Origin of the sequence: Spirosoma utsteinense (genome assembly GCF_014282275.1) — a bacterium.
Lineage (GTDB): Bacteria > Bacteroidota > Bacteroidia > Cytophagales > Spirosomataceae > Spirosoma > Spirosoma utsteinense.
In genome coordinates this window covers 81,852-102,597 of the sequence record NZ_VFIA01000003.1, presented here as the reverse complement: position 1 = coordinate 102,597, position 20,746 = coordinate 81,852, and the positions used below count along the sequence as shown (strand labels likewise).

Here is a 20,746-nt window from a genome sequence, read left to right as displayed (position 1 = left end):
AAAATTGGATGGAACGCGCGTAGGTAAATCAGTTTTCAGCGTATGACGGCCAGCTTCCCCGCCAGTCCTTCTGTACCATCGGCGGTGACGACGACAACCAGGTATACGCCCGTTTGTACCGGTCGGTTTCGGTAGTCGTGCAGATTCCAGGTCGCGGTACCTCCCTGCGACCGGGTTTCGTAGACCAGTTGCCCCCCTGCATCCAGCAATTTCACGGTTGCATTATCGGTCAGGCCGTTGATGCCTACGGTGCCGGTGAAGTCGGGGCGCACCGGGTTGGGGAAAATAGTTAGCGTACTGAGCAGGGCCGCTGGCTCAGTTGCCGGGCCCCGGTACGACAGGAGCCCATGGCCGGTCTGGATGAATACGCGGCCGCTCAGGGGTTCAATGGCTAGAGACTGAACGGTATTGGTTGGTAATGGGCTGGTATCGGTCGTGAAACTATCGAGCAACTGCGACCCGTCCGGGGATACATGATACAGGCCTGTTTGCGTACCAATCCACTTTCGATTGCCGCCATCTACGGCTATACTGGTAACGACTTCATTGGCCAGTAGCCGACGTCGGTTGAGCAGGGGCGGTTGTGCATCAATACTGCCATCGAAGGCCCCGGCGGGATTATCGAACACGGTTGGACCGAGGTCGGTACCTACCCAGATCGCTCCATTTCGGTCTTTGACCAGCGTCCGGACTGCGTTGGTCAACAAATTACCCCGCCCTGCCTGGGTGGTCAATGAAACAAGGCGATTGGTCGCCGGATCGAACACCAGCAGCCCGGCGCTCCCGGCTGGGCGAAGCCACAAAAAGCCGTTATCGTCGGGCACGGCCTGTATGATATTAACTTGGTTCAGCGTCGTAAACGACTGAAATGTGCCGTCGGGCCGCCGGACATGCAGCGAGGCTTGCCGCGTGTTGGGGCCACTCGTCGTAATCCACAGATTACTGTCCCTGTCGGTGGTCAAACTCGTGATAAAGGGGCTAACCGTAGTTGGCAAGGCTACCGAGGTGGGCGACTGCCCGTCGACCTGGTTCCATAAGCCTCCCCCGTAGCTGCCCAGATACAACCGCTGGTCGGTTGCCAGGTAAGCGGCAGCATTGAAGCCACGACCGAGGCCGGGAGCCTGAATTGGTTGCCAGCGGCTGTCTGACACCGCAAAAAGATCAGCGGCTATCTGACTCGCGCCGGGCAGGGTCGCAGCCTGCGGGGCGTTGGGCAAAGCAACAAGCCGGTTCGGGTAAGCATACAGGCTGCTGAACAGATCCTGCGTCGGGCCTTCGGGGGCAATGCGCTGAAACGTACCTGCTTCGCCTGCCAGCAACCCGGTTTGCTGGTCGGCCACCCACACCCGGTTACCGTCGGGTACAAGGTCGCGGGGGTTGGTCAGTGGCGGTCCGGTAAACGACCCCGCACCAGGAACGGTAATAGACTGATCGGTAGCAACGATGAGTCCGTCCGTCGCTGGAAACAACTGAATGACGGGATTTAACAGTTGCTGGCTGAGCGTCCACGTGCCACGCTGCCGCACGTAAATACCCATGCCGGGTATGGAGCCATATAAGCGGGTCTGGTACGAAACCAGCGACGAAAACGGAACGCTGGGAACGTCTATGGGTTTCCAGTTGGCAGGATCGGCAATGTTCACTGTGGCCGACAGGCGAATGGCTCTCACCGCCCGTGTGTTGGCCGAGAGGCTACCGGTAGTGGTCAGCGCATAGAGGCTGTCATTGGCTGCGGCAGTCATATAAACCGGTAACCTCGATCCATCTGACTGCTGCGTGAAATACGTATCCCTGATCTCGTCCCGGCTGATGTCCAGCACCAGTATACCCAGGCTTGTACTTATGTACAGGTTATTGCCAATTCGGTTAAGGTGATGAATAGTAGCGGGGCCGAACTGGTTCTGGGCAGCAACAAGGGTATTGACATTTTTAACTTCGTCCAGATTGCCCGTGGCGGACAACGTCACAAAATCAAGATTACCGTTCTGGTAGGCAATAAGCAGTCGATTCTGGTCGGCCAGGTAAAGTAAACGGCTGATACCAACGTCGCTCAGCCCCTGCTGCTTACCAAGGGTTGTGATCTCGCCGGTTGTTTTATCGTAACAGAAGAAGCCATTTTGTGTAGCGGCATAGATCTTGTAACCTAAAAGTGCCACTGATTTACCAGATTGATAGCTGGGGTGGGACTCCCAGGTGCCAATCTGGGAGAATGACGCGTGATGAATGATAAACGAAGTGACCAGCACCAGCAACCATGCTATCCGGCGTTTCCGGTTACTTGTTTTGTTCATTGCTCAGTGATCCTCATTTTTCGCGTCTTCATAGGCCCATTCCTTGCTGCTGGCCGCATCGCCGAGGTGAAAGCAGCGCCGGCAACGGGCTTCGTAGCTGTCTGTTTCACCCAGGAGTACGCGCTCCTGCGAGGGAACCAGTCGATATGAATAACTGGCAACATCACCACATACGACACAAATGGCATGAACCTTGGTAATAAACTCAGCAATACCCATTAACTGGGGCATACAGCCAAATGGCTGACCGGCAAAATCCATGTCCAGTCCCGCCACGATAACGCGTTGCCCCTGATTGGCCAGTGTATTACAGACCTCAACGATTTCCTGATCGAAGAACTGGGCTTCATCGATACCAACCACATCGCATCCGTCTGCCAGATTAAGGATCTGGGCTGCCGTCTGTACAGGTTTGGAATGAATGGTCAGCGCTGAGTGCGATACGATGTTTTCTTCGTGATAGCGGGTGTCCAGCGCTGGTTTGAAAATACGAACGCTGAGTCGGGCAATACGGGCCCGGGTCAGCCGGCGGATTAGCTCCTCGGTTTTTCCGGAGAACATCGATCCACAAATAATTTCAATCCAGCCCGTTCGGAGATGGGGTGGTTCACGTCGTCGAGTCGGTTCAATAAACATAGGATGTCGGTTGATAAAGCAGCAGGCAGAAACAGCTCAAACAAATAGGCCGCTATCATGATTAGTCTGAGCGAACAATGTTACATCTATCCACACGGTTTATCGGTAGTGGGACTGAATCATGGACTGCAGACCGCAGCCTTTGATTTCTTCGCGGATACCGGCCGGTTTGTGGCCGAAAGGTATATCTTTACAAAACAAAGGCTTTTCCTAATGTCGAACAAATTCAACGCCAACGCCCTTACTGAATACAGCAAGTCATATGCCCGCCGGATCGCAGCCGACGTGTACCAGCACCGTTCTGCTATTACCGGTCAGCAGATTTTAACGCTGACACCAATCAATCAGATTAACCTGTTCGTCATTAGTAGCTTATCGGATAAATGGCGGGCCGATGCCGAAAAGTTTCGTAGCGCTTATTTCGATTATACGAATCCCGAGGTACAGGAAGCCCTCCAAAATTTCATGAACGTGGTCTCGCAGCACATCTCTGTCCGGCGGGAACACCTCGAACCGCTTCTGGCCGAAGCCACCCGCCGGGCCATTATTCTGGTATTTGACCCCCGTGCTTACTTCGATGATATCCTGCGCGACCAGCCCGAGTTTACGCTGACCTCCGATGTGCTGAAACAAGTGTCACGGTACACCAAAATCAACCAGTTCATTCCCCTGCATATTGCCCAGCGGATGAGTGGTAAACCGTTTATTTACGTCAATCAGGCGCTTAGTTATTTGGATGAAGTGCTGACGCAACGGACCCATGAACTGGAGCATTATGATGATTTTGTCGCTAAACTATCCGAAAAACTGCCAATGGATGTGGCCGCGTTGCTGCGTAGTCACGTACCCGATGTCATTCCAAACTCACCGTCGCGCTCATTTTTCGATGCCGCCGTGGAGCCGATTACGCCACCTGCCCCTTTAGTCCCGGCCGACGCTGTGCCGAATGACGTAATGCCCGCCACTCCTCCGCAACTCGACCCGGTACCGGCTGGTATAACGGCTGATGAATCTGGTTCCGGCGGGCCTATGTTCCTGAGAGGTAACGAATCAGGCCCGGAACCCGTGGCACCCGTTGCCCAGCCATCGCAGCTTCAGACGGGCTCGCTTTCGCAGCCGTCGGTTACGACCAACGCCGAGTCCGAGTCTGGCTACGTGCCAACATTAAACGACACATTGCGCGAATCTGCTTCTGCCGAGCCCGTGTCTGTTGCCCAGTCGTTTTCGCGGAAACCCATCGAAAGTGTTGGCCGGAGTATCTCGCTGAACCAGAAATTCCGGTTTATCAACCAGCTGTTCAACGGCAATTCAAGTGCTTATAACCAGGCCGTTGCCGAAATTGACACCCTGGATAACTATGGCCAGGCCCTTGACCTGATTTCCTACCGCTACGCTTCACAATACCTCTGGGATATGAGCAGCGATGAAGTGAGTGAACTGGTAGAAATCCTGAAACGACGATTCGTGTAATTAATCGGCGCTACCGCCTTCCAGACTGAAGGCGGTAGGCGGTAGCGTCAGCCTGCTCACGTACAAACTCTTCTTTTCGACCGAACAAATGCCCCGGTTTGTGGGCGGCATTTCCGTAACTTGATCGAAGAGAACTGTGCGTACCGTTTCTACGCTCGCGGTAGCTGGCTGGCTGGCGGCCTTACCCGCTTTCGCCCAGAACCCGGCTGATTCGCGGCATAATGCCGATGCTATCAGTCAGTCCATTCAGGATTTGTTTCCGGTGCAAACCGAGGGTGTCGATTATGAATCGATTGCCGATGCGCTCACCCAGCTTCGCGCCAATCCGCTCGACCTGAACCGCGCTACCCGCGATGAACTGTCGGCGACGTATCTGCTCACAGAACAGCAACTGAATCGTCTGGCTACCTACCGTACCGATTTCGGCGACTTGCTTTCCTTCTACGAACTTCAGGCTATACCCGATTTTGACACCGCCACGATCCGTCGGTTGCAGCCGTACGTAACCGTTTCGGGCGATGCGCGGTTGTTTGGCGCGCTGCCTACCCCAACCGACAATTATCTGATCATCAGGTATGAGCGTATTCTGGAAGAGCAAAGAGGGTTTTCTACGGCTGTTGCCGACAAAAAAGGTAACCTGCCTACGCGCTACGCGGGCAACCCTGGACAGTGGTACGCTCGCTATCGGTATAGTAGACCGCGTGCGTTCAGTATAGGGCTGACGCTGCAGAAAGACCCCGGTGAGGTACTGGCCTGGCAACCCGGAAAACGACGTTACGGTGCCGACTATGTATCGTTTCATGCGCAGGTGCAAAACCGGGAAAAATGGCGAAATATCCTGCTCGGCGACTACCAGATGCAGGTTGGGCAGGGGCTGATCCTGTCGGCGGGGTTCGTACTGGGTAAAAGTGCGGAGACTGTTCAGGCTGTTCGCCGGCCAACAGTGGGGGCTCGCCCCTATACATCGCTGATGGAGTATGGCTACTTTCGGGGTGCCACGGCTACCTACGCCCCGCATCCGAATATCGACATAACCTGGCTGGTATCGCGGCTCCGGCGTGACGCAAATACCCTGGCCGACAGTGCCGCCGGGGGTATTGTGGCTACTTCACTGCAAACGTCGGGGTTTCACCGAACGCCAGCGGAGATTGCCGATCAGGGTAGTTTGCGCGAAACCAACCTGGGTGCCCATGTGCTGTATCATACCCGGCAGCAGCGGCAACTTGGCCTGACAATCCTTCAGACAACATTCGACGCCTATTACCGCAAACGAAATCTGCCCTACAACCAGTATGAATTTACCGGCACCCGTAATCTGGTAATAGGAATGCACGGCGGCTACATTTGGCGAAACTGGAATCTCTTCGGCGAGATGGCCCGGAGCGGGGGCTCCCAGACCAGTTCGGGTGGTTTAGGCGCGGTCGCGGGGGCGTTGGGGAGTCTGAACCGGTTGGTCGACGTAGCGGTGGTGCTGCGGCATTACGACCGGAATTTTCATAGTTTCTACGCCAATGGGTTCAGCGAAGGTAGCCGGAGCAGCAATGAAACCGGTGCCTACATAGGACTGCGGTATACGCTGTACCGAAAAATTACGCTGGGCGGGTTTATAGATACATACCGTTTTCCCTGGTGGAAATATTTAGTCGATGCCCCCTCTGCCGGATTCGACTACCTGCTTCAGGTTCGCTACACACCTACCCGGCAAACGACTTTGTACGCGGTTTACCACGAAGAGCATAAAGAAAAGAATTTACCGGCTTCGGCCAGCAAAACCACCACCGTTGTTGGCACCACGCGCCGAACGGTAGCCTGCAACGCCGACTATAAACCCGTTCGGTGGCTATCGCTGCGGTCCAGGATGCAGTGGAGTGATTTCGCCTATGAAGGTCAGCCTGCTTCGCGCGGATTCGCCGTGGTGCAGGACGCAACGATCGATGCGCGACGATTCAGTTTGAGTGCCCGTGTGGCGCTGTTCGGTACCGACGACTATGACAGTCGGCAGTACGTGTATGAGCGGGATGTGCTCTATGCGTTTTCGTTCCCCGCTTACTTCGGTCGGGGTGTCCGGCACTACCTACAGGGGCAGTACAGCCTGAACCGTCACCTCGACGTATGGGTGCGTTGGGCCCGAACCGATTATGCCAATGTCGATACCGTGGGTTCTGGCCTCGATCAGATCGATGCTCCCCACAAGTCAGAGGTGAAGGTGCAGGCACGGTGGCGTTTTTGACTCAGCCAGTTCTTCTTAAATAATTAACTTTACGGAACACACGACATCTATCAACCGCATGGGCCTTATCCAGCCAATTGGCACCCTCGACCGGACGATCTCTAAAACGGCCATCGTCGAACTGGCCAATAACCACGCCAGCCAGATCATCGAAGGCGGTAATTACGACCTGCTCAAGACGTATGTCGAGATGAAACGGTATGAACTGTACATCAAGACAATCATCAACAAGCTTAAAACGATCTCGACCTACCAGGCGCGGGTCATGCGTGAAGAAGACCAACGCCCCGCTCCACTGCCCGGCCAGGAGGTGCCTGCCGATACGGAGTCGATGGCTAACCTGCCCGCCGTTACGCCCCTGGATGGCGATGAAGCCTATGCCGATCAGCAGGGAGTGGTACGCCAGAACACGATTCAGTATGCCAGTGCCAGCGTTCAGATCACTAAGCGTGTCACGTATGATTTTACGCAGGATGCCGAATGGAACCGAATCACCGACGAGATTGCTGCGTTGAAAGCTGACTTGAAGAAGCGTGAAGAGTTTCTGAAAAAACAGGCCGATACCCCGGCTGTTACCAGTGAAACGATTGCCGTTCGATTATAAGCAAAAACTATCTTTACGGCAGCATTTATCCCCCTCCACAGCGCTATGGCTCATTATGGCTATTTTAACAGCACCATTGCCCCCGTCGATCAACTGGCTGTCGGCATTACTGATCTTGGCCTGCTTCGGGGCTATGGCCTGTTCGATTACTTTCTAACCTACAATGGACGACCGTTCCAGTGGGACTGGTACTGGGAACGGTTTCAGAATTCGGCGTCACGGATGCACCTGCCCCTGCCGCTCAGTAAAGACAGAACGTACGCTATTCTGATGGATTTGCTGGACCGGGGCGACGCAACCGATACCGCCTTCCGATTTGTGATGACGGGTGGTTACTCGGCCGACAGTATCAGCGTTGAGCAGCCTAACCTGCTTATCCTGGCCGAATCCATCCATCCCGTTCCCGCGGTTCAGTACGAAAAAGGGATTAAAGTAATTCTCGATGATTACGTTCGGGAGATGGCTGAAGTGAAAAGTACCGATTACAAACGGGTTATTCTGATGGCCGAAGCGATTCGGTCCGCCGGCGCATCGGATTTACTGTATCAGAAGGGGGGAGAGATCAGCGAACTCAGCCGAAGCAACTTCTTCCTGGTGAAAGGCAACCAGATCGTTACCCCCGACCGGCATATCCTGCACGGCATTACCCGCCGGACGGTCATCCAGCTGGCCCAGCGTGATTTTCAGGTTGAGGAGCGCCCCGTGCTACTCTCCGAACTGTATGACGCCGACGAAGCCTTCACGACCAGCTCGACCAAAAAAGTACTGCCTATCACCCAAATTGGCGAACTCACCATTGGCGACGGGCATGTTGGTCCTGTTTCAAGATCCCTGCTGGCGCAGTTCAATGAGGTGATTGAAACGTGGTAATCCAGTCGGAATCAATCTGACGGGCGTATGATTGTACAACCTCGCTTGTAATCTCGGTTTCCTGGCTGATCCGGCCAAGGCAGCGTAACCCGGTGTAGTTCAGGATAAACTGCTCCGTCGCCGGAACGGTCGGGCCGTTGAAGATAAGACCCATCAACGGGATACGTCGACTGCGGCAGGCTTCCACCGACAGGAGGGTGTGGTTGATGCTGCCCAGGTAATTGCGGGAAACCAGCACAACCGGTAAACCCGACTGCGTCACCCAGTCGATGCTCAGATCACGGTCGTTGAGCGGTACCAGTAACCCCCCCGCCAGTTCGATGATCAGCGTATTACTGGTCTGGGGCACGTTGATGTGCTCCAGGTGAATCTCTATACCGTCGAGTTCGGCGGCTGCATGGGGTGATAAGGGTTGTGTCAGGCGATAGGCTTCCGGATGGAAGCGCGTGGTCGCGTTGCTGACCAGTCGGCGCACCGTCGCTGTGTCGGAGTCTTCCAGCGCACCAGATTGAATAGGTTTCCAGTAATCAGCTTGCAAGGCTTCGACGAGTACCGCCGACGTAACGGTTTTTCCGATCTCGGTGCCGATGCCAGCCACGATAAGTTGAATAGACATTGGAGGGGGTGTTAGGGTAAGTCTGTTAATGGTCAAAAAGCCGGGTCGCGGTTTTACCTATGGCTTTCAAAAGGAAGTGGGCGGTATGTTACGCCTGTTCAGGGTCTTCAGCCATAAACAGGCTCTCGACCAACCGGTCAATTTCCGGTTCGGTGTTGAATGCATGGATGCAGATTCGTAACCGTTCCTGGCCAACGGGAACCGTGGGGCTTAAAATAGCCCGCACATCGAAACCCGCGTTTTGGGCTACGGTAGCCACCCGCCGGGCGTTATGGTTACCCGGAACGATCAGACACTGGATCGGTGATTGGCTGTTGGTCCATGTCCTGCCGGGCAACTTGCCTGACACCTGCTCCTGAAAGTACGTTAATCGATCATGGAGCTGCTGCCGGGGTCCAGGCTGCGTGCTCAGCAACAAATGCGCACATCGAATTGCTAACAGACTGTGAGGTGGCAGGGCTGTGGAGTAGATGAAGGGCCGGGCAAAATTGATGAGATAATCGCGCAGAACGGCTGAGCCAACGACAGCCGCCCCATGAACGCCCAGTGCCTTGCCGAACGTATGAATCCGCGCCAGAACCCGATCCTGTAATCCCAGCGCTACAACCAGTCCTTCTCCCCGGGGGCCAAAGACACCCGTTGCATGTGCTTCATCGACCAGGAGGGCCGCACCATACCGATCACATAAATCGACCAGAGCCTGTAACGGAGCCATATCACCGTCCATCGAATACACCGATTCAACGGCCACAAAGACCTGCCCAGAAGCCGCTGCCCCTGTAACCGACCTAAGTTGCTGCTCCAGATCGGCAAGATCATTATGCCGAAACCGGTGTCGTTTGGCATAACTGAGCCGGGCCCCGTCGATCATGCTGGCATGAATAAGTTCATCGGTTAGTAGTGTGTCGCCGGCTTGCGGCAGGCAGGCCAGCATGCCCACATTGGCATCATAGCCTGAATTGAAAATCAGGGCTGCTTCTGTTTGGTACTGGGTAGCCAGGGCCTGCTCTACCTCGTTGGCCAGCGCCGTTTGACCTGCCAGTAACCGCGAGCCGGTGGCACCCGTACGGAGCGCGGGGAGTTCATAATCGGCTTGCTGGATGGCAGCCCTGAGTTCAGGCGAACGGGCCATACCCAGGTAATCGTTCGAGCAGAAATCGATCAGATTATCGGCTGTCCGCAGCAAGCGTAACAGGCCCGCCTGCCGACGGCTGGCCAGGCGATCGGCGAGGGTATCGAGTGCGTGTTGAGTGAGCGTGGGCATAGCCACAAAAGTAAGGCGGCTTTATAATAGATTTTGTTACTAAAAAAAGGGTTTAGGCCAGAATGTGCATAAGCCCGTGGTTATCCACAGTCTAATTGTGGATAACTGGTTGATAATGTGATTTTTTTCGAAAAAAACGATTAAACGGGCCGATATTCGATAAACACACACGATACGTATCCCGTTACTCGTCAATCTTCAGCACAATCTTTCCAAACTGCTTCCCCTCATCCATCCGACGCATGGCCGCTTCAACGTCCGATAGCGCAAACACTTCGTCAACGGTTGGTACTACTTTCTTCGCATTGACGAAGGCAATCATATCCGCAAATTCGCGTTCGGTACCCATCGTGGAGCCAACGATAACCAGCTGTTTAAAGAAGACTTTTGAGGGCGCGATATCGCTCAGGTTTCCGGTGGTGCCGCCGAAAATGGCGATGCGTCCGCCCATGGCGGCTACGTCGACCAGCTTACCAAAACCTGCCCCCCCGGCGCTGTCGATGATGACATCGAAGTAACCCTTGAGGGCATGACCGGTCCGGCCTCCGCCTGTTTTCGCCATCAGTGTTTTGGCCCAGTCAGGTTCGCGGTAATTGACGCCCCCTTTTGCGCCCATTGCTATCGCTTTTTCAATTTTCTCGTCGGACCCGGACGTTACCCAGACGTCTGCTCCGGCACCCACGGCAAATTGCAGGGCAAATAAAGCGGCCCCTCCGCCAATACCGGTCAGGAGAACTTTCTCTGGTTCATTATTTCCGTTCGTATGTAGTCCGGCCCGGGTCATCAGGGCGCGCCAGGCCGTAAGGCCTGCCAGTGGCAGCGCGGCCGCCTGCTCGAAGGTGAGGTGTGCCGGTTTATGATGGATGTACGTTGCCGGCACCGCTATATACTCAGCAAAGGTCCCATTGTCGGGCATCCCTAAGATCTTAAAATCCGGCCCGTAAAATTTGGGATTGGGTCCCCAGTTCTGCGAGCAGTTGATGATAACTTCCTGACCCCGCCAAACCGGATCGACGCCTTCGCCCACGCTGCTTACAACGCCTGCCCCATCGGACCCCAGAATAACGGGTAATTTGATGCCGGGATACAGGCCTTTCTGGATGAACACGTCCCGGTGGTTGAGCGCAGCTGCCCGAATGTTTACCACTACTTCACCCGGCCCGGCAGTAGGGGCAGGCGCATCGACGAGTTGAACGGGCTGGTGGGTTTCGGAAAGTAGGATGGCTCTCATAAGCGTATATTTGTGGTATGATTCGATTTTTCAATGAGGATGTACCGTATAAACTTCCTCAAAAACAGGTGACGCGCCAGTGGCTCAAACAGCAGGCTGAACAGGAAGGTTACGCCGTTGGTGAGCTAAATTTTATCTTCTGTTCGGACGAATACGTTTTGCAGGTCAACCGCGACCATTTGCAGCACGACTATTACACCGATATTATTACGTTCGATACCAGTGAGGACGAGGACCGGATCGAAGGCGATGTCTTCATCAGTGTCGACCGTGTTGCCGATAATGCAGCGCAACTGGCTATTGCAGCTGATCAGGAGATGCGCCGGGTATTGGCCCACGGGTTGCTCCACCTGTGTGGCTACGGCGACAAAACCGACGACGAAGTAAGCCTGATGCGGTCGAAAGAAGAAGAATGGATGAGCGCGTTTCAGGGGGTGTAAACTCCTGAACATGGCCTATCGATACCAGGGCTAAAACCACTCACTTTGCATCGCTATCGTTACGCGGTCGTTCGAACAGAGCCGCTTCGCCAAACCGTAAATTTTAACCAGTTCGTACTCGAAAAAATACCGGGCCGCCATTCGTTTACCCTGATAAAAAGCAGCGTCGTCCCGACCGCCGGGTAAATCGTTTTGGTTGCTGGCAGCCGTTGCCACGATGGCCTGCCGAAGCCATTGCCAGGAAATAGTAACAATACCAAACAGTTCGAGGTACAATGTCGCATCTGACAAAAACGCTTCGGTATCCGTAGGGGACAGCCCCAGGAGGTGTTTGGTAACGTCGTCCAGAACACCCAGGGCTGCGGTGAGCTGATCGGCTAGTGGCATCAACTCCGGGTAGTGGCTGGCGCTGGTAAGGGTTGACTGAATTTCGGTCCTAAGCAATTGCAGGGCCCGGCCCTGTTGCATGGTAACTTTTCGACCCAGGAGATCCAGTCCATGAATGCCTGTGGTACCCTCATGGATGGGATGTATGCGGGCTTCGCGGTAAAACTGCTCCACTGGAAAGTCGGTTGTGTAACCAGCTCCACCCAGAATCTGCACCGCTGCGCTTGTTGTTAACGTGCCCATTTCCGACGGATAGGATTTGGCGACAGGGGTAAGCAAATCCAGCAACAGGGCCGCATCTGCCTTTTGATCACCTTCGGCCGCGTGGGCCACGTCGGAGAGGTAGCTACAGAAAAGTAATAGCCCCAGCGACCCTTCAAGCACGGCCTTCTGGAACAGCAGCATCCGTTTCACGTCGGCATGCCGGATGATCGGTGTTTGGGGCAAGGACGGATTTTTATCGGCAACATGGCGTCCCTGTGGCCGTTCGCGCGCATATTCGAGGGATGCGTAGTAAGCGGCCGTACCAATCGAGACGGCGTTCATGCCTACACCAACGCGGGCTTCGTTCATCATCTGAAACATGTAACGCAAACCCTGATGCGGTTCGCCAACAAGGTAGCCGATTGTTCCATCGTTGGAGCCAGCCATCAGGTGGGCGATAGGCGCTCCCTTGTATCCCATTTTATGGTAGACGCCCGCCGTTAACACGTCGTTGTCGATCAGTGTATCGCCAACCGGCCGTTGCCGGGGTACGGCGAACAGGGAAATGCCTTTGGCTCCCGCCGGACCGCCTTTGATCCTGGCCAGCATCAGATGCACCACATTTTCCACCGCGTCGTGATCGCCGGCCGAGATGTAAATTTTCTGACCGCGAATCCGGTAAGCACCCGTAGCATCCATATCCGGTTCGCTGGCTGGCTCGGCTGAGGTAGAAATGTCAGAGAGCGACGAACCCGCGTCGGGTTCGGTGAGGGCCATGGTGCCCTGCCATCGACCGGCGTACATAGGGGGTGTGAACCGCTCGATCAGCTCCGGAGACCCGAACGAGCGCAGCAGATTGGCGGCCCCTGTCGTCAGAAAAGGAAATACGCTGGCCGAATAATTGGCGGCACCGAACACGAACGTAGCTGCGTTCATAATGGTGGCTGGTAGCTGCTGACCCCCTTCTTCATACCCGAACGGGGCATTGATCCATCCGTCTTCACCAAATCTGCGGATGATTGACCTCAGTAGGGGATGTACCCGTATTGTACCGTCTACCAGTTCTGGCTCGTTGCGGTCCATTGCCGTCAACAGCGGTTTAAGTAATGTTTCGCTGATTTGACCGGCCGCATCCAGTACCAAGTCGAAGGATTCGCGGTCGTGGTCCTGGAAATAAGCGAACTGAGTCAGGCGTTCGGCGTCGAGGACCTCGTAGAGGTGAAACCGCAGGTCGCGGGGGGAGTAAAATTGATTCGCCATTAAACATAATGTGTTACTGCCTGTGTAGGCGATCTCAACCGGCCGTTAATCCGCCATCCATCTGAATGGCCTGGCCCGTGCAGAAGGCGTTTTCGTCGGAGCAAAGCCAGAGAATGGCCTGAGCAATTTCCTGTGGCTGGCCAAACCGACCTATGGGGATAACCCGTCGCATCCGTTCTTCCATACCGGGGGCTGTATTTATAAGCTCATCGACCATACCGGAGTGCGTATAAACCGGGCAAACGGCATTGACGCGGATGTTTTGCCGGACATACTCCAGCGCTGCTGTTTTTGTAAGGCCGAGCACGGCATGTTTGGACGCGCTATATGGACCGCCCATCGGCATACCGCGTATCCCCGCGATACTGGACACATTCACAATTTTGCCCCCGGCTGGATGGCCCCCGGCTGGATGGTTGGCAGACTGATTGTCCGATTGGGCCAGCATTTGCCGGATCTGGGCCTGCATTCCGTAAAAGACCCCACCAACGTTAATCGCCATTATCTGGTCAAAATCGTGTGGTGTCTGATCCAGCAGCCGTCCGAATTTGCCGCCAATGCCCGCATTGTTGATACCAATGTCCAGCCGACCGTAGATGATTACCGTTTGCCGAACAGCCGCTTCGATCTGGTCGGGGTCAGCCACGTTGCATCTGACGTAGGTGGCCTCGCCCCCGGCGGCTTTCACCTGATCGACAGTTTCCTGGCCACTGGTATCATTTACATCGGAAACAACTACGGCGGCACCCGCCTGCGCAAAAGCAAGCGCTGTGGCCCGACCAATTCCCGAACCCGCGCCTGTTACAAAGGCAACCTGAGTAGCAAAACCTGTCATAAATTAAGTCTAAACGTTGCCGTAGAAAGGGCTCTTCCCTTAGGTGGTTAGAGCGCTAAGCCGCTATCATTCGGGTAGCGACGTTGTACACCGGCTGCTCTACAATTGGGATGCTAACCAGTAGGCGTGTACCAGACCGAACCGAATTGGCCGAATCCAGCCGAATCAATCGGTAGCGGAGATTGCCGGGGCGGTGTTCATTGACCGATCGCCGGTCGGGTCGGGTTGTGAGCCGGAACTTTCCATCGAGCAGCCGGGTACGCTCACGCATGTTATGTAATCCCTGGGCCATAGAGCGTTTAAGGCTGGTTTTAATGACCCCATCATTGGTAATGCGCAGGAAAAGGCGGTCCTGGCGCTGCTCCAGCGACACATCTATATCGGTAGCCCCCGCATGCTTGATGGCATTATTGACCGCTTCCTGAACGATCCGGTACAGTCCAATTTCTATAGGCTGACCAAACCGCTCATTGGTCAGCGATGTATGTAGCGTAACGGATGTACTGGACTGTTTGTCTTGCTGGTCAATCAGTTGCCTGAGAGCCGATACCAAGCCAAAATCGCCTAGTACAGGCGGCATAAGGTTGTTTGAGACGTTTCGTGTTTCCTGAATAGTACGTATGAGCAATGACTTCAAATTACTAAATGTGACCTGGTCTTTTTCGGAGAGTTGGCTGGTTGAACGAATATTTTCAGCCAGTAATTTCAGGCCGGTAAGCATCTGGCCAATACCGTCGTGAAGGTCGCGCGATAGTCGTTTCCGCTCTTCTTCCTGTCCCTGAACCACCGACGACATACGAATGCGCTGTTCATTCAATCGCTGCTGGTACCGCAAATTGGCTTCACGCATTAGCTGGGTCTGGGCCTGCTTCACCGATTGATGGCTCTTGTGGAGGTCTTCATTGATAAGCCGCGTCTGGTATTCAGACAATGTCAACTGCCGGACGGTTTTGCGAAAAGTACGGACGGCGGGTTGAAAAATCAGTAGCGCTGCCAGCAGTAAAACAACCAGGATAATAGTTGTCAATGTTTGTGCGATGCTGTACAACTGCTCCAGTTTAGCTGCGGCTTCCCGCTCATATTGCCTGGCAATAGCTTCCATTTGATTCAGGAAGGCTATGTCATGGTTTAAAATTTCCTGTAGATGCCGACGTTTTGCGGCCGACAATCCTGTAGGGTGTGCTGTTTCGGCCAACAATAGATTGGCGGCCCTGCTGATTGCCTGATAATCAGGTTCGAGATTAGCGAACAGTAGATTGAGTGATTCTGTATTGTGAATAGGTGCAGTAAACTTCGTCAACTGTTTTATTTTAAGCGCACTATGATCCTGTTCCCAACTGATCAGGACTTTTTGCAGATCGCGTGCTACATCTCGGTTAGTGGTCAGTCCATCTGAGTTTGTCAGTAACAGTGCATCTTTAACGATCTGCTGACTTTTACTGCGCTGCTTACCGGCATAACTGGCTAAATAGGAATCGCCAGTCAGGTTATTTATTTGCCGTTGTACCAGTAACTGTCCAACAATAGTTAGTCCGGCCACCAGCGACAGAGCTATTACATATTGTTGTGTGAATCTCTGGATAATCATAATTTTAATTTTAACAGTCCAATATACGGCATTCTATCTTTTATCCATATGACTTGTGTCGCAATTCTCTAACCAATAGCATTCGGACTCTCTACTAAAGTCCCGATAGAAGTCTTTAAAACAAAGCAGGAATGTAGCTATTGATGCGAACAGCTATAACCATAGTGAGCTTCGCTTTTATGTATTGGAATCAGGAAGAAAATACTTCTACTATATTCTGATAATTTACTATAATTCAAATTTATATTATATAATAATGATTAATGTCCTAATTAAATTTTATTTCTCTTAGAAAAGACAAAATTTTTGATAAGATTCGCGCCTTGTTTGATTCTGTTCACAGGAAAAGACCAGTAAGTGTAAAACCGGCGGCTCTACTTATCCGGTTCTCTGTAACATGATGGGGCTGGCCTGTTGACGAACTAGTCCCGGTGAGGGCCTTTCTGGTAGCTGCCAGGAGCCGCCAAGTAACAAATTCTACCAATGTTGTCATAGGTTGAGTTGTCTGTTTTCGAGTAGGCAGTTCATCACAACTGGCCGCTATTGGAAAGATATTTCGGCCAAAGTGGCCATAAGTAGGTAGTTATCCGTTGCCTACTTTTACTTATATACGCATTCTCTATTTTCTGTTATGTCAATTGTCAGCCTGACTTTAGACGCCCCCGCCGATACACCCCTGGGCCGGGGTATCAAACATATTGGCATTGGTAAGTATGGTAGTAAACCACTGCCGCCCGATTTATTGGAAGCGTGCAGGCAGGCCTTGACCGATCCCGATACTCATCCACTCCAGCGTGGTGCTTTCCTGGGTGCGTTATTAGCCAAAGGTCCCACAGCCGAAGAGATGACGCTGGAGTCTGTGATTGGTAAAGGAGCTTTCTCGCACCCAACGTTTTTTATCAACAAATTATGCCCTGAACTGCCTGTTGGTATGCATCCCATTGCAACCAAACTAGTGCGGGGGCATCACTTGCAGGTTAGCGAGGCCCACCAGTTGGGCGATTATATGTTTGGAGATGGCTTGCCTCCCGAGATGAACTGTGAAACGTTCCGTGGGCTGGCGGCCAGTATCATGCGGGTTCGGCATGAAACCAACGAAGAGTATCATGGCCTGATGCGGGCGGCAGAGAGTACCTACTCGCCGGGCTTCGGTCCAATGAGTTGCGCCGATCGACCCCTCATTCAGCTGGCCGAGCCCTTCGATGGCGTTGAAAACAGCTACCTGATTACGCCCTTACTCGCGCAGTTTTTTCAGAAACGCGGCTACGGTGCCGTGTCGATGGTTGGTCGGTCGGGAGGGCCAAAGTCAACGCTCAACGCCCTTGACCTGTACATGCACATCGGGTGTCAGTTCCTGCAAAGCAATCATGAACTCGACACGCCACTGGAGCACTATGGCTGGGTGCTTGACCAGAAAGCCCTGTCTACGTCGCTGAACCAATGGGTCGACCGTCGGCGAACGATCATCAAACGGCCCTTTCTGGCAACACTCGAAAAAGTGTTGAACCCCTGCCATGCCCGGATTCTGGTCACGTCGGTGTTTCACATCACTTACCAGATGAAAATGGCTGAACTGGCTATGCTGGCGGGGTTCGATGGGGTAATCGTTCTTAAAAGAGGACAGGAGGGAAGCCTGTCGCCGTCTACGAGCCGCGCCTGTGGGGTGTTATGTGCTGTCCGGACGACACAGGGACACTTGTTTTTTCAGCAGTTCGAGGGCGATGCGCCTGCTTTCGCTTCATTCAGGACCGAAACAGAAACCCAGTATGAGCAGCCGCAAGCCCTCGATAACGCCCGCCTTGTCCGCCAGTTTATGACCGATGGACACACTACCGACGCCGACTTCGACAACCGGGTTCGTTTTGCCCACGCCCTCTACGGGCGCGGCCTCGACTGGATAGAAGGGCAGTTGCGGTAGGGCGAGGTTACGGCGAAAGCCCTACCTTTGTGGTGGCAATCTGCCACTTTATCATGATAGACGTAACCATTATTGGCGGGGGCATTGTGGGGTTGGCCACCGCGCTGCAACTCAAGCAACAGCGGCCTGATCTAACGATCGTTCTTATCGAAAAAGAACCGGCTGTAGCTCGCCATCAGACCGGCCACAACTCAGGCGTTATCCACTCGGGTCTATATTACAAACCCGGCAGTCTGAAAGCTACTAACTGCATCCGGGGCTACCAGCTGCTGCTCGATTTCTGCAATGCAGAAGGTATTGCCTACGATCTCTGCGGTAAAATTGTCGTTGCGACCAAGCAGGAAGAGATACCTCAGCTGGACATGCTCCACACGCGGGGTCAACAAAACGGTTTGGGCGGTTTGCGCCGGATGTCGCTGGCCGAACTGCGCGAGATCGAGCCGCATGTCAATGGCGTTGCCGGGATGTTTGTTCCGCAAACCGGTATCATCGACTACAAAGAGGTATCCGACAAGTACGCCGAAAAATTCCAGGCGCTGGGGGGCGAAATCCGACTGGCCGAGCGGGTCGAGCAGGTGACGCCGGGCAATAGCATCAGCATCGTCGTAACCGACAAAAACCGGTATGAAACGAAGCTGGTTGTCAACTGCGCCGGCTTGTACTCTGATAAAATTGCCCAACTGACGCAGCGCGACGCAGTTGATGTGCGCATTATACCGTTCCGGGGCGAGTACTTCAAGATACGGCCCGAAAAGGAGTATCTGGTCAAGAACCTGATTTACCCCGTTCCTGATCCTAATTTCCCGTTCCTTGGTGTTCACTTCACCCGGATGATCCACGGTGGTGTGGAGGCTGGCCCAAATGCTGTGCTGGCCTTCCAGCGGGAAGGGTACACAAAATCGGACATAAACCTGAAAGAACTGTTCGAAACGCTATCCTGGCCGGGCTTCCAGAAAGTAGCGGCCAAATACTGGCAAACGGGATTGGGTGAAATGTACCGCTCGTTTTCAAAAGCAGCTTTCACCAGGGCCTTGCAGGAACTGATTCCTGATGTTCAGGAAAATGACCTGGAAAGCGGGGGAGCGGGCGTACGGGCGCAGGCCTGTGACCGTACGGGTGGCCTGCTGGACGATTTTGCCATTCTCGAAACCGATAAAGCCATCAACGTAGTAAACGCGCCATCGCCGGCTGCTACTTCATCGCTGGCGATTGGGCAAACCGTTTCGGAGAAGGTACTGGCTCGCTTTTAATGGACTGACTGGTGAAAACATCATTCGAAAACTATCAATTAACGACAGGTTATGAAAGTTCGACCCTCTGCCCTTATCTGGCGGCAAAATAATGGACAGACTGAAGTTTTGCTGATGCATTACCGCTATGGCGGACAGGATGTTTTCGCCTTACCCGGTGGCAACTGCGACCGGGGTGAGACGCTGCCCGAAACGGTGATTCGTGAACTTCGGGAAGAGTTGGGGGTATCGGTCGATATTGGCGAGATGATTCTGGTGGGAGAAATGTTGCTTTCCGAGCGAAACGACGATGTCCTGCATGTCGTTTTTGCTGCCCGAAATCTTACCGGCGACCCAATCCTCAACCCCGCCGAGACGACAGCACTTGAACTGATATGGGTGCCTGTGGTGGGGCTCGATCAACTGAATCTGTATCCAAACGTGGGTGCCCGTATTCAGCCCTGGTTCAGTTCTGCCACGTATTTGGGGTACATTGGACGGATTCAGCAGCAGTATTTCGGCTGACTTAGCCGGCAGGCTAACCAGCAATTAACTTGTGGCTTACCTAGCTTTACTTACCTGTACTTATGCTTATTCAAACCCTGAAAATACTGTTCCGGCGCGATCTTAATCAGTTAAAGCGCGAGCTGGAGCAGTATACGGATGAGCGTATACTGTGGCATATTGAAAAGAGTATTGCCAACTCAGCCGGGAATCTGTGTCTGCACTTAATTGGAAATCTGAATACCTACATTGGCGGAGAACTTGGGCAAACAGGCTATGTACGGAACCGGGAACTGGAGTTTTCGCAGAAAAACGTTTCACGGGCAGAATTGCTTGCCCGAATCGACGATACCATTCTCGTTGTCGACAGCGCATTGGACACCGTAACCAGTACGCAACTTGAGGAAGAATACCCCATGTTGGTTTTTGAGAAAAAGACGTCGACCGGTTATTTTCTGGTCCATCTGTCAACCCACCTGGGCTACCATTTAGGGCAGATCAACTATCATCGACGGCTACTGGATAGTTGATAAGGCATTACCTCCGATGTGGCCTTACTTCACTTTTTTTCGATGCTTTTCTTCAAAGCAAGCCAGCGCGCAAGCTGATCCCTTCATACTACTGTGAATGTTTCCTACCTTCTCGCCCTTGGCATTGTAAACATCGCAGGTAGCTCCGTTCTCTTTAACCTTGTATTCAATCTCACCGTTGGCATCATAATAGTTCTTGCCATCCTTGCCTATTCGCCCCAGTTTTTTGTTTGTCTTCGCATCAACTAAGTTGCCTTGGTTGTCCACAAATGCGATTTTTTTTCCTTTGTTATCCAAAATGATTTGTTCCTTCGTAACACTACCAACCGTTATGCCTCGCTCGTCTTTTATTTCTCCAGTAGCCCCAATGTGTTTATAATTTTGCGCTGATGATGAAAGAGAGGCAAGCCCGAAGCCCAGTAACATGAGTGTGAAAAATGCTGTCGATTTCATTGCGATATATATTTGGATGAATTTGCAGTGTGCCCACTAGCTTACCTGAAGGGTTGATAGCTCTCATGGCGAACGTGGTGTACACAAAGGTCAGTTGTTGGCTACACGAAAAGCCTGATCACTGTCAGGAAAGGGCCTGACTTTATGCATAATCAGCTGCCAGCGGCTAATTCTATCCAAATAGGT

At 53.4% G+C, this 20,746-nt stretch carries 18 protein-coding genes; 9 read left to right on the top strand and 9 right to left on the bottom strand.

Annotated elements, in window-relative coordinates:
- Positions 1-35 precede the first annotated feature (35 nt).
- On the bottom strand, positions 36-2,291 hold the full coding sequence (porZ, locus tag FH603_RS02900) for a type IX secretion system anionic LPS delivery protein PorZ (RefSeq protein ID WP_186735908.1): 2,256 nt from the start codon (positions 2,289-2,291) through the stop codon (positions 36-38).
- A 3-nt stretch (positions 2,292-2,294) separates the two neighbouring features.
- Positions 2,295-2,927 (bottom strand): thymidine kinase, encoded by a 633-nt coding sequence (locus FH603_RS02895; protein ID WP_186735906.1) that lies wholly within the window; start codon positions 2,925-2,927, stop codon positions 2,295-2,297.
- Positions 2,928-3,140: 213 nt separating this feature from the next.
- On the opposite strand from FH603_RS02895, the gene FH603_RS02890 reads away from it, so the two are divergent.
- From FH603_RS02890 to FH603_RS02875, 4 genes are all read left to right on the top strand, one after another.
- Positions 3,141-4,397: a hypothetical protein gene (locus FH603_RS02890; RefSeq protein WP_186735904.1), complete on the top strand. Its 1,257-nt coding sequence runs from the start codon at positions 3,141-3,143 to the stop codon at positions 4,395-4,397.
- Between the two features lie 136 nt (positions 4,398-4,533).
- The gene (locus tag FH603_RS02885; RefSeq protein ID WP_186735902.1) at positions 4,534-6,627 is read left to right on the top strand and encodes a ComEA family DNA-binding protein; all 2,094 of its coding nucleotides are present in this window, start codon (positions 4,534-4,536) and stop codon (positions 6,625-6,627) included.
- A gap of 58 nt (positions 6,628-6,685) precedes the next feature.
- The gene (locus FH603_RS02880; RefSeq protein WP_186735900.1) at positions 6,686-7,231 is read left to right on the top strand and encodes a hypothetical protein; all 546 of its coding nucleotides are present in this window, start codon (positions 6,686-6,688) and stop codon (positions 7,229-7,231) included.
- A 45-nt stretch (positions 7,232-7,276) separates the two neighbouring features.
- On the top strand, positions 7,277-8,101 hold the full coding sequence (locus FH603_RS02875) for an aminotransferase class IV (protein WP_186735898.1): 825 nt from the start codon (positions 7,277-7,279) through the stop codon (positions 8,099-8,101).
- Here the strand turns inward: FH603_RS02875 and bioD are convergent.
- From bioD to FH603_RS02860, 3 genes are all read right to left on the bottom strand, one after another.
- Positions 8,076-8,717 (bottom strand): dethiobiotin synthase, encoded by a 642-nt coding sequence (gene bioD, locus FH603_RS02870; protein WP_186735896.1) that lies wholly within the window; start codon positions 8,715-8,717, stop codon positions 8,076-8,078. The two genes, FH603_RS02875 and bioD, sit on opposite strands and share 26 nt — an antisense overlap.
- A gap of 88 nt (positions 8,718-8,805) precedes the next feature.
- Positions 8,806-9,981, bottom strand: coding sequence for an aminotransferase class I/II-fold pyridoxal phosphate-dependent enzyme (locus FH603_RS02865; protein ID WP_186735895.1), 1,176 nt, complete (start codon positions 9,979-9,981; stop codon positions 8,806-8,808).
- A gap of 184 nt (positions 9,982-10,165) precedes the next feature.
- The gene (locus tag FH603_RS02860) at positions 10,166-11,212 is read right to left on the bottom strand and encodes a quinone oxidoreductase family protein (RefSeq protein WP_186735893.1); all 1,047 of its coding nucleotides are present in this window, start codon (positions 11,210-11,212) and stop codon (positions 10,166-10,168) included.
- Between the two features lie 17 nt (positions 11,213-11,229).
- Between FH603_RS02860 and ybeY the strand changes: the two genes are divergently transcribed.
- The gene (gene ybeY / locus FH603_RS02855; protein ID WP_186735891.1) at positions 11,230-11,652 is read left to right on the top strand and encodes an rRNA maturation RNase YbeY; all 423 of its coding nucleotides are present in this window, start codon (positions 11,230-11,232) and stop codon (positions 11,650-11,652) included.
- Positions 11,653-11,682: 30 nt separating this feature from the next.
- On the opposite strand, the gene FH603_RS02850 is transcribed toward ybeY, so the two are convergent.
- The 3 genes from FH603_RS02850 to FH603_RS02840 are packed head-to-tail and all read right to left on the bottom strand — an operon-like array spanning position 11,683 to position 15,926.
- Positions 11,683-13,503: an acyl-CoA dehydrogenase gene (locus FH603_RS02850; RefSeq protein ID WP_186735883.1), complete on the bottom strand. Its 1,821-nt coding sequence runs from the start codon at positions 13,501-13,503 to the stop codon at positions 11,683-11,685.
- A 34-nt stretch (positions 13,504-13,537) separates the two neighbouring features.
- A complete protein-coding gene (locus tag FH603_RS02845; RefSeq protein ID WP_186735881.1) occupies positions 13,538-14,338 on the bottom strand; it encodes an SDR family NAD(P)-dependent oxidoreductase in 801 nt (266 codons plus the stop codon).
- Between the two features lie 55 nt (positions 14,339-14,393).
- Positions 14,394-15,926, bottom strand: a complete 1,533-nt coding sequence (locus FH603_RS02840) for a sensor histidine kinase (protein WP_186735879.1) — start codon at positions 15,924-15,926, stop codon at positions 14,394-14,396.
- A 631-nt stretch (positions 15,927-16,557) separates the two neighbouring features.
- On the opposite strand from FH603_RS02840, the gene FH603_RS02835 reads away from it, so the two are divergent.
- From FH603_RS02835 to FH603_RS02820, 4 genes are all read left to right on the top strand, one after another.
- On the top strand, positions 16,558-17,844 hold the full coding sequence (locus tag FH603_RS02835) for an anthranilate phosphoribosyltransferase (protein WP_235985227.1): 1,287 nt from the start codon (positions 16,558-16,560) through the stop codon (positions 17,842-17,844).
- A gap of 53 nt (positions 17,845-17,897) precedes the next feature.
- The gene (gene lhgO, locus FH603_RS02830) at positions 17,898-19,094 is read left to right on the top strand and encodes an L-2-hydroxyglutarate oxidase (RefSeq protein WP_186735877.1); all 1,197 of its coding nucleotides are present in this window, start codon (positions 17,898-17,900) and stop codon (positions 19,092-19,094) included.
- A gap of 51 nt (positions 19,095-19,145) precedes the next feature.
- Positions 19,146-19,598 carry an NUDIX hydrolase gene (locus tag FH603_RS02825; RefSeq protein WP_186735875.1) on the top strand — a complete coding sequence of 151 codons (453 nt, stop codon included), beginning with the start codon at positions 19,146-19,148 and terminating at the stop codon, positions 19,596-19,598.
- Between the two features lie 62 nt (positions 19,599-19,660).
- Positions 19,661-20,107 (top strand): DinB family protein, encoded by a 447-nt coding sequence (locus FH603_RS02820; protein ID WP_186735873.1) that lies wholly within the window; start codon positions 19,661-19,663, stop codon positions 20,105-20,107.
- 24 nt (positions 20,108-20,131) lie between these two features.
- On the opposite strand, the gene FH603_RS02815 is transcribed toward FH603_RS02820, so the two are convergent.
- Positions 20,132-20,560: a 5-fold beta-flower protein gene (locus FH603_RS02815; RefSeq protein WP_186735871.1), complete on the bottom strand. Its 429-nt coding sequence runs from the start codon at positions 20,558-20,560 to the stop codon at positions 20,132-20,134.
- Positions 20,561-20,746: the final 186 nt, after the last annotated feature.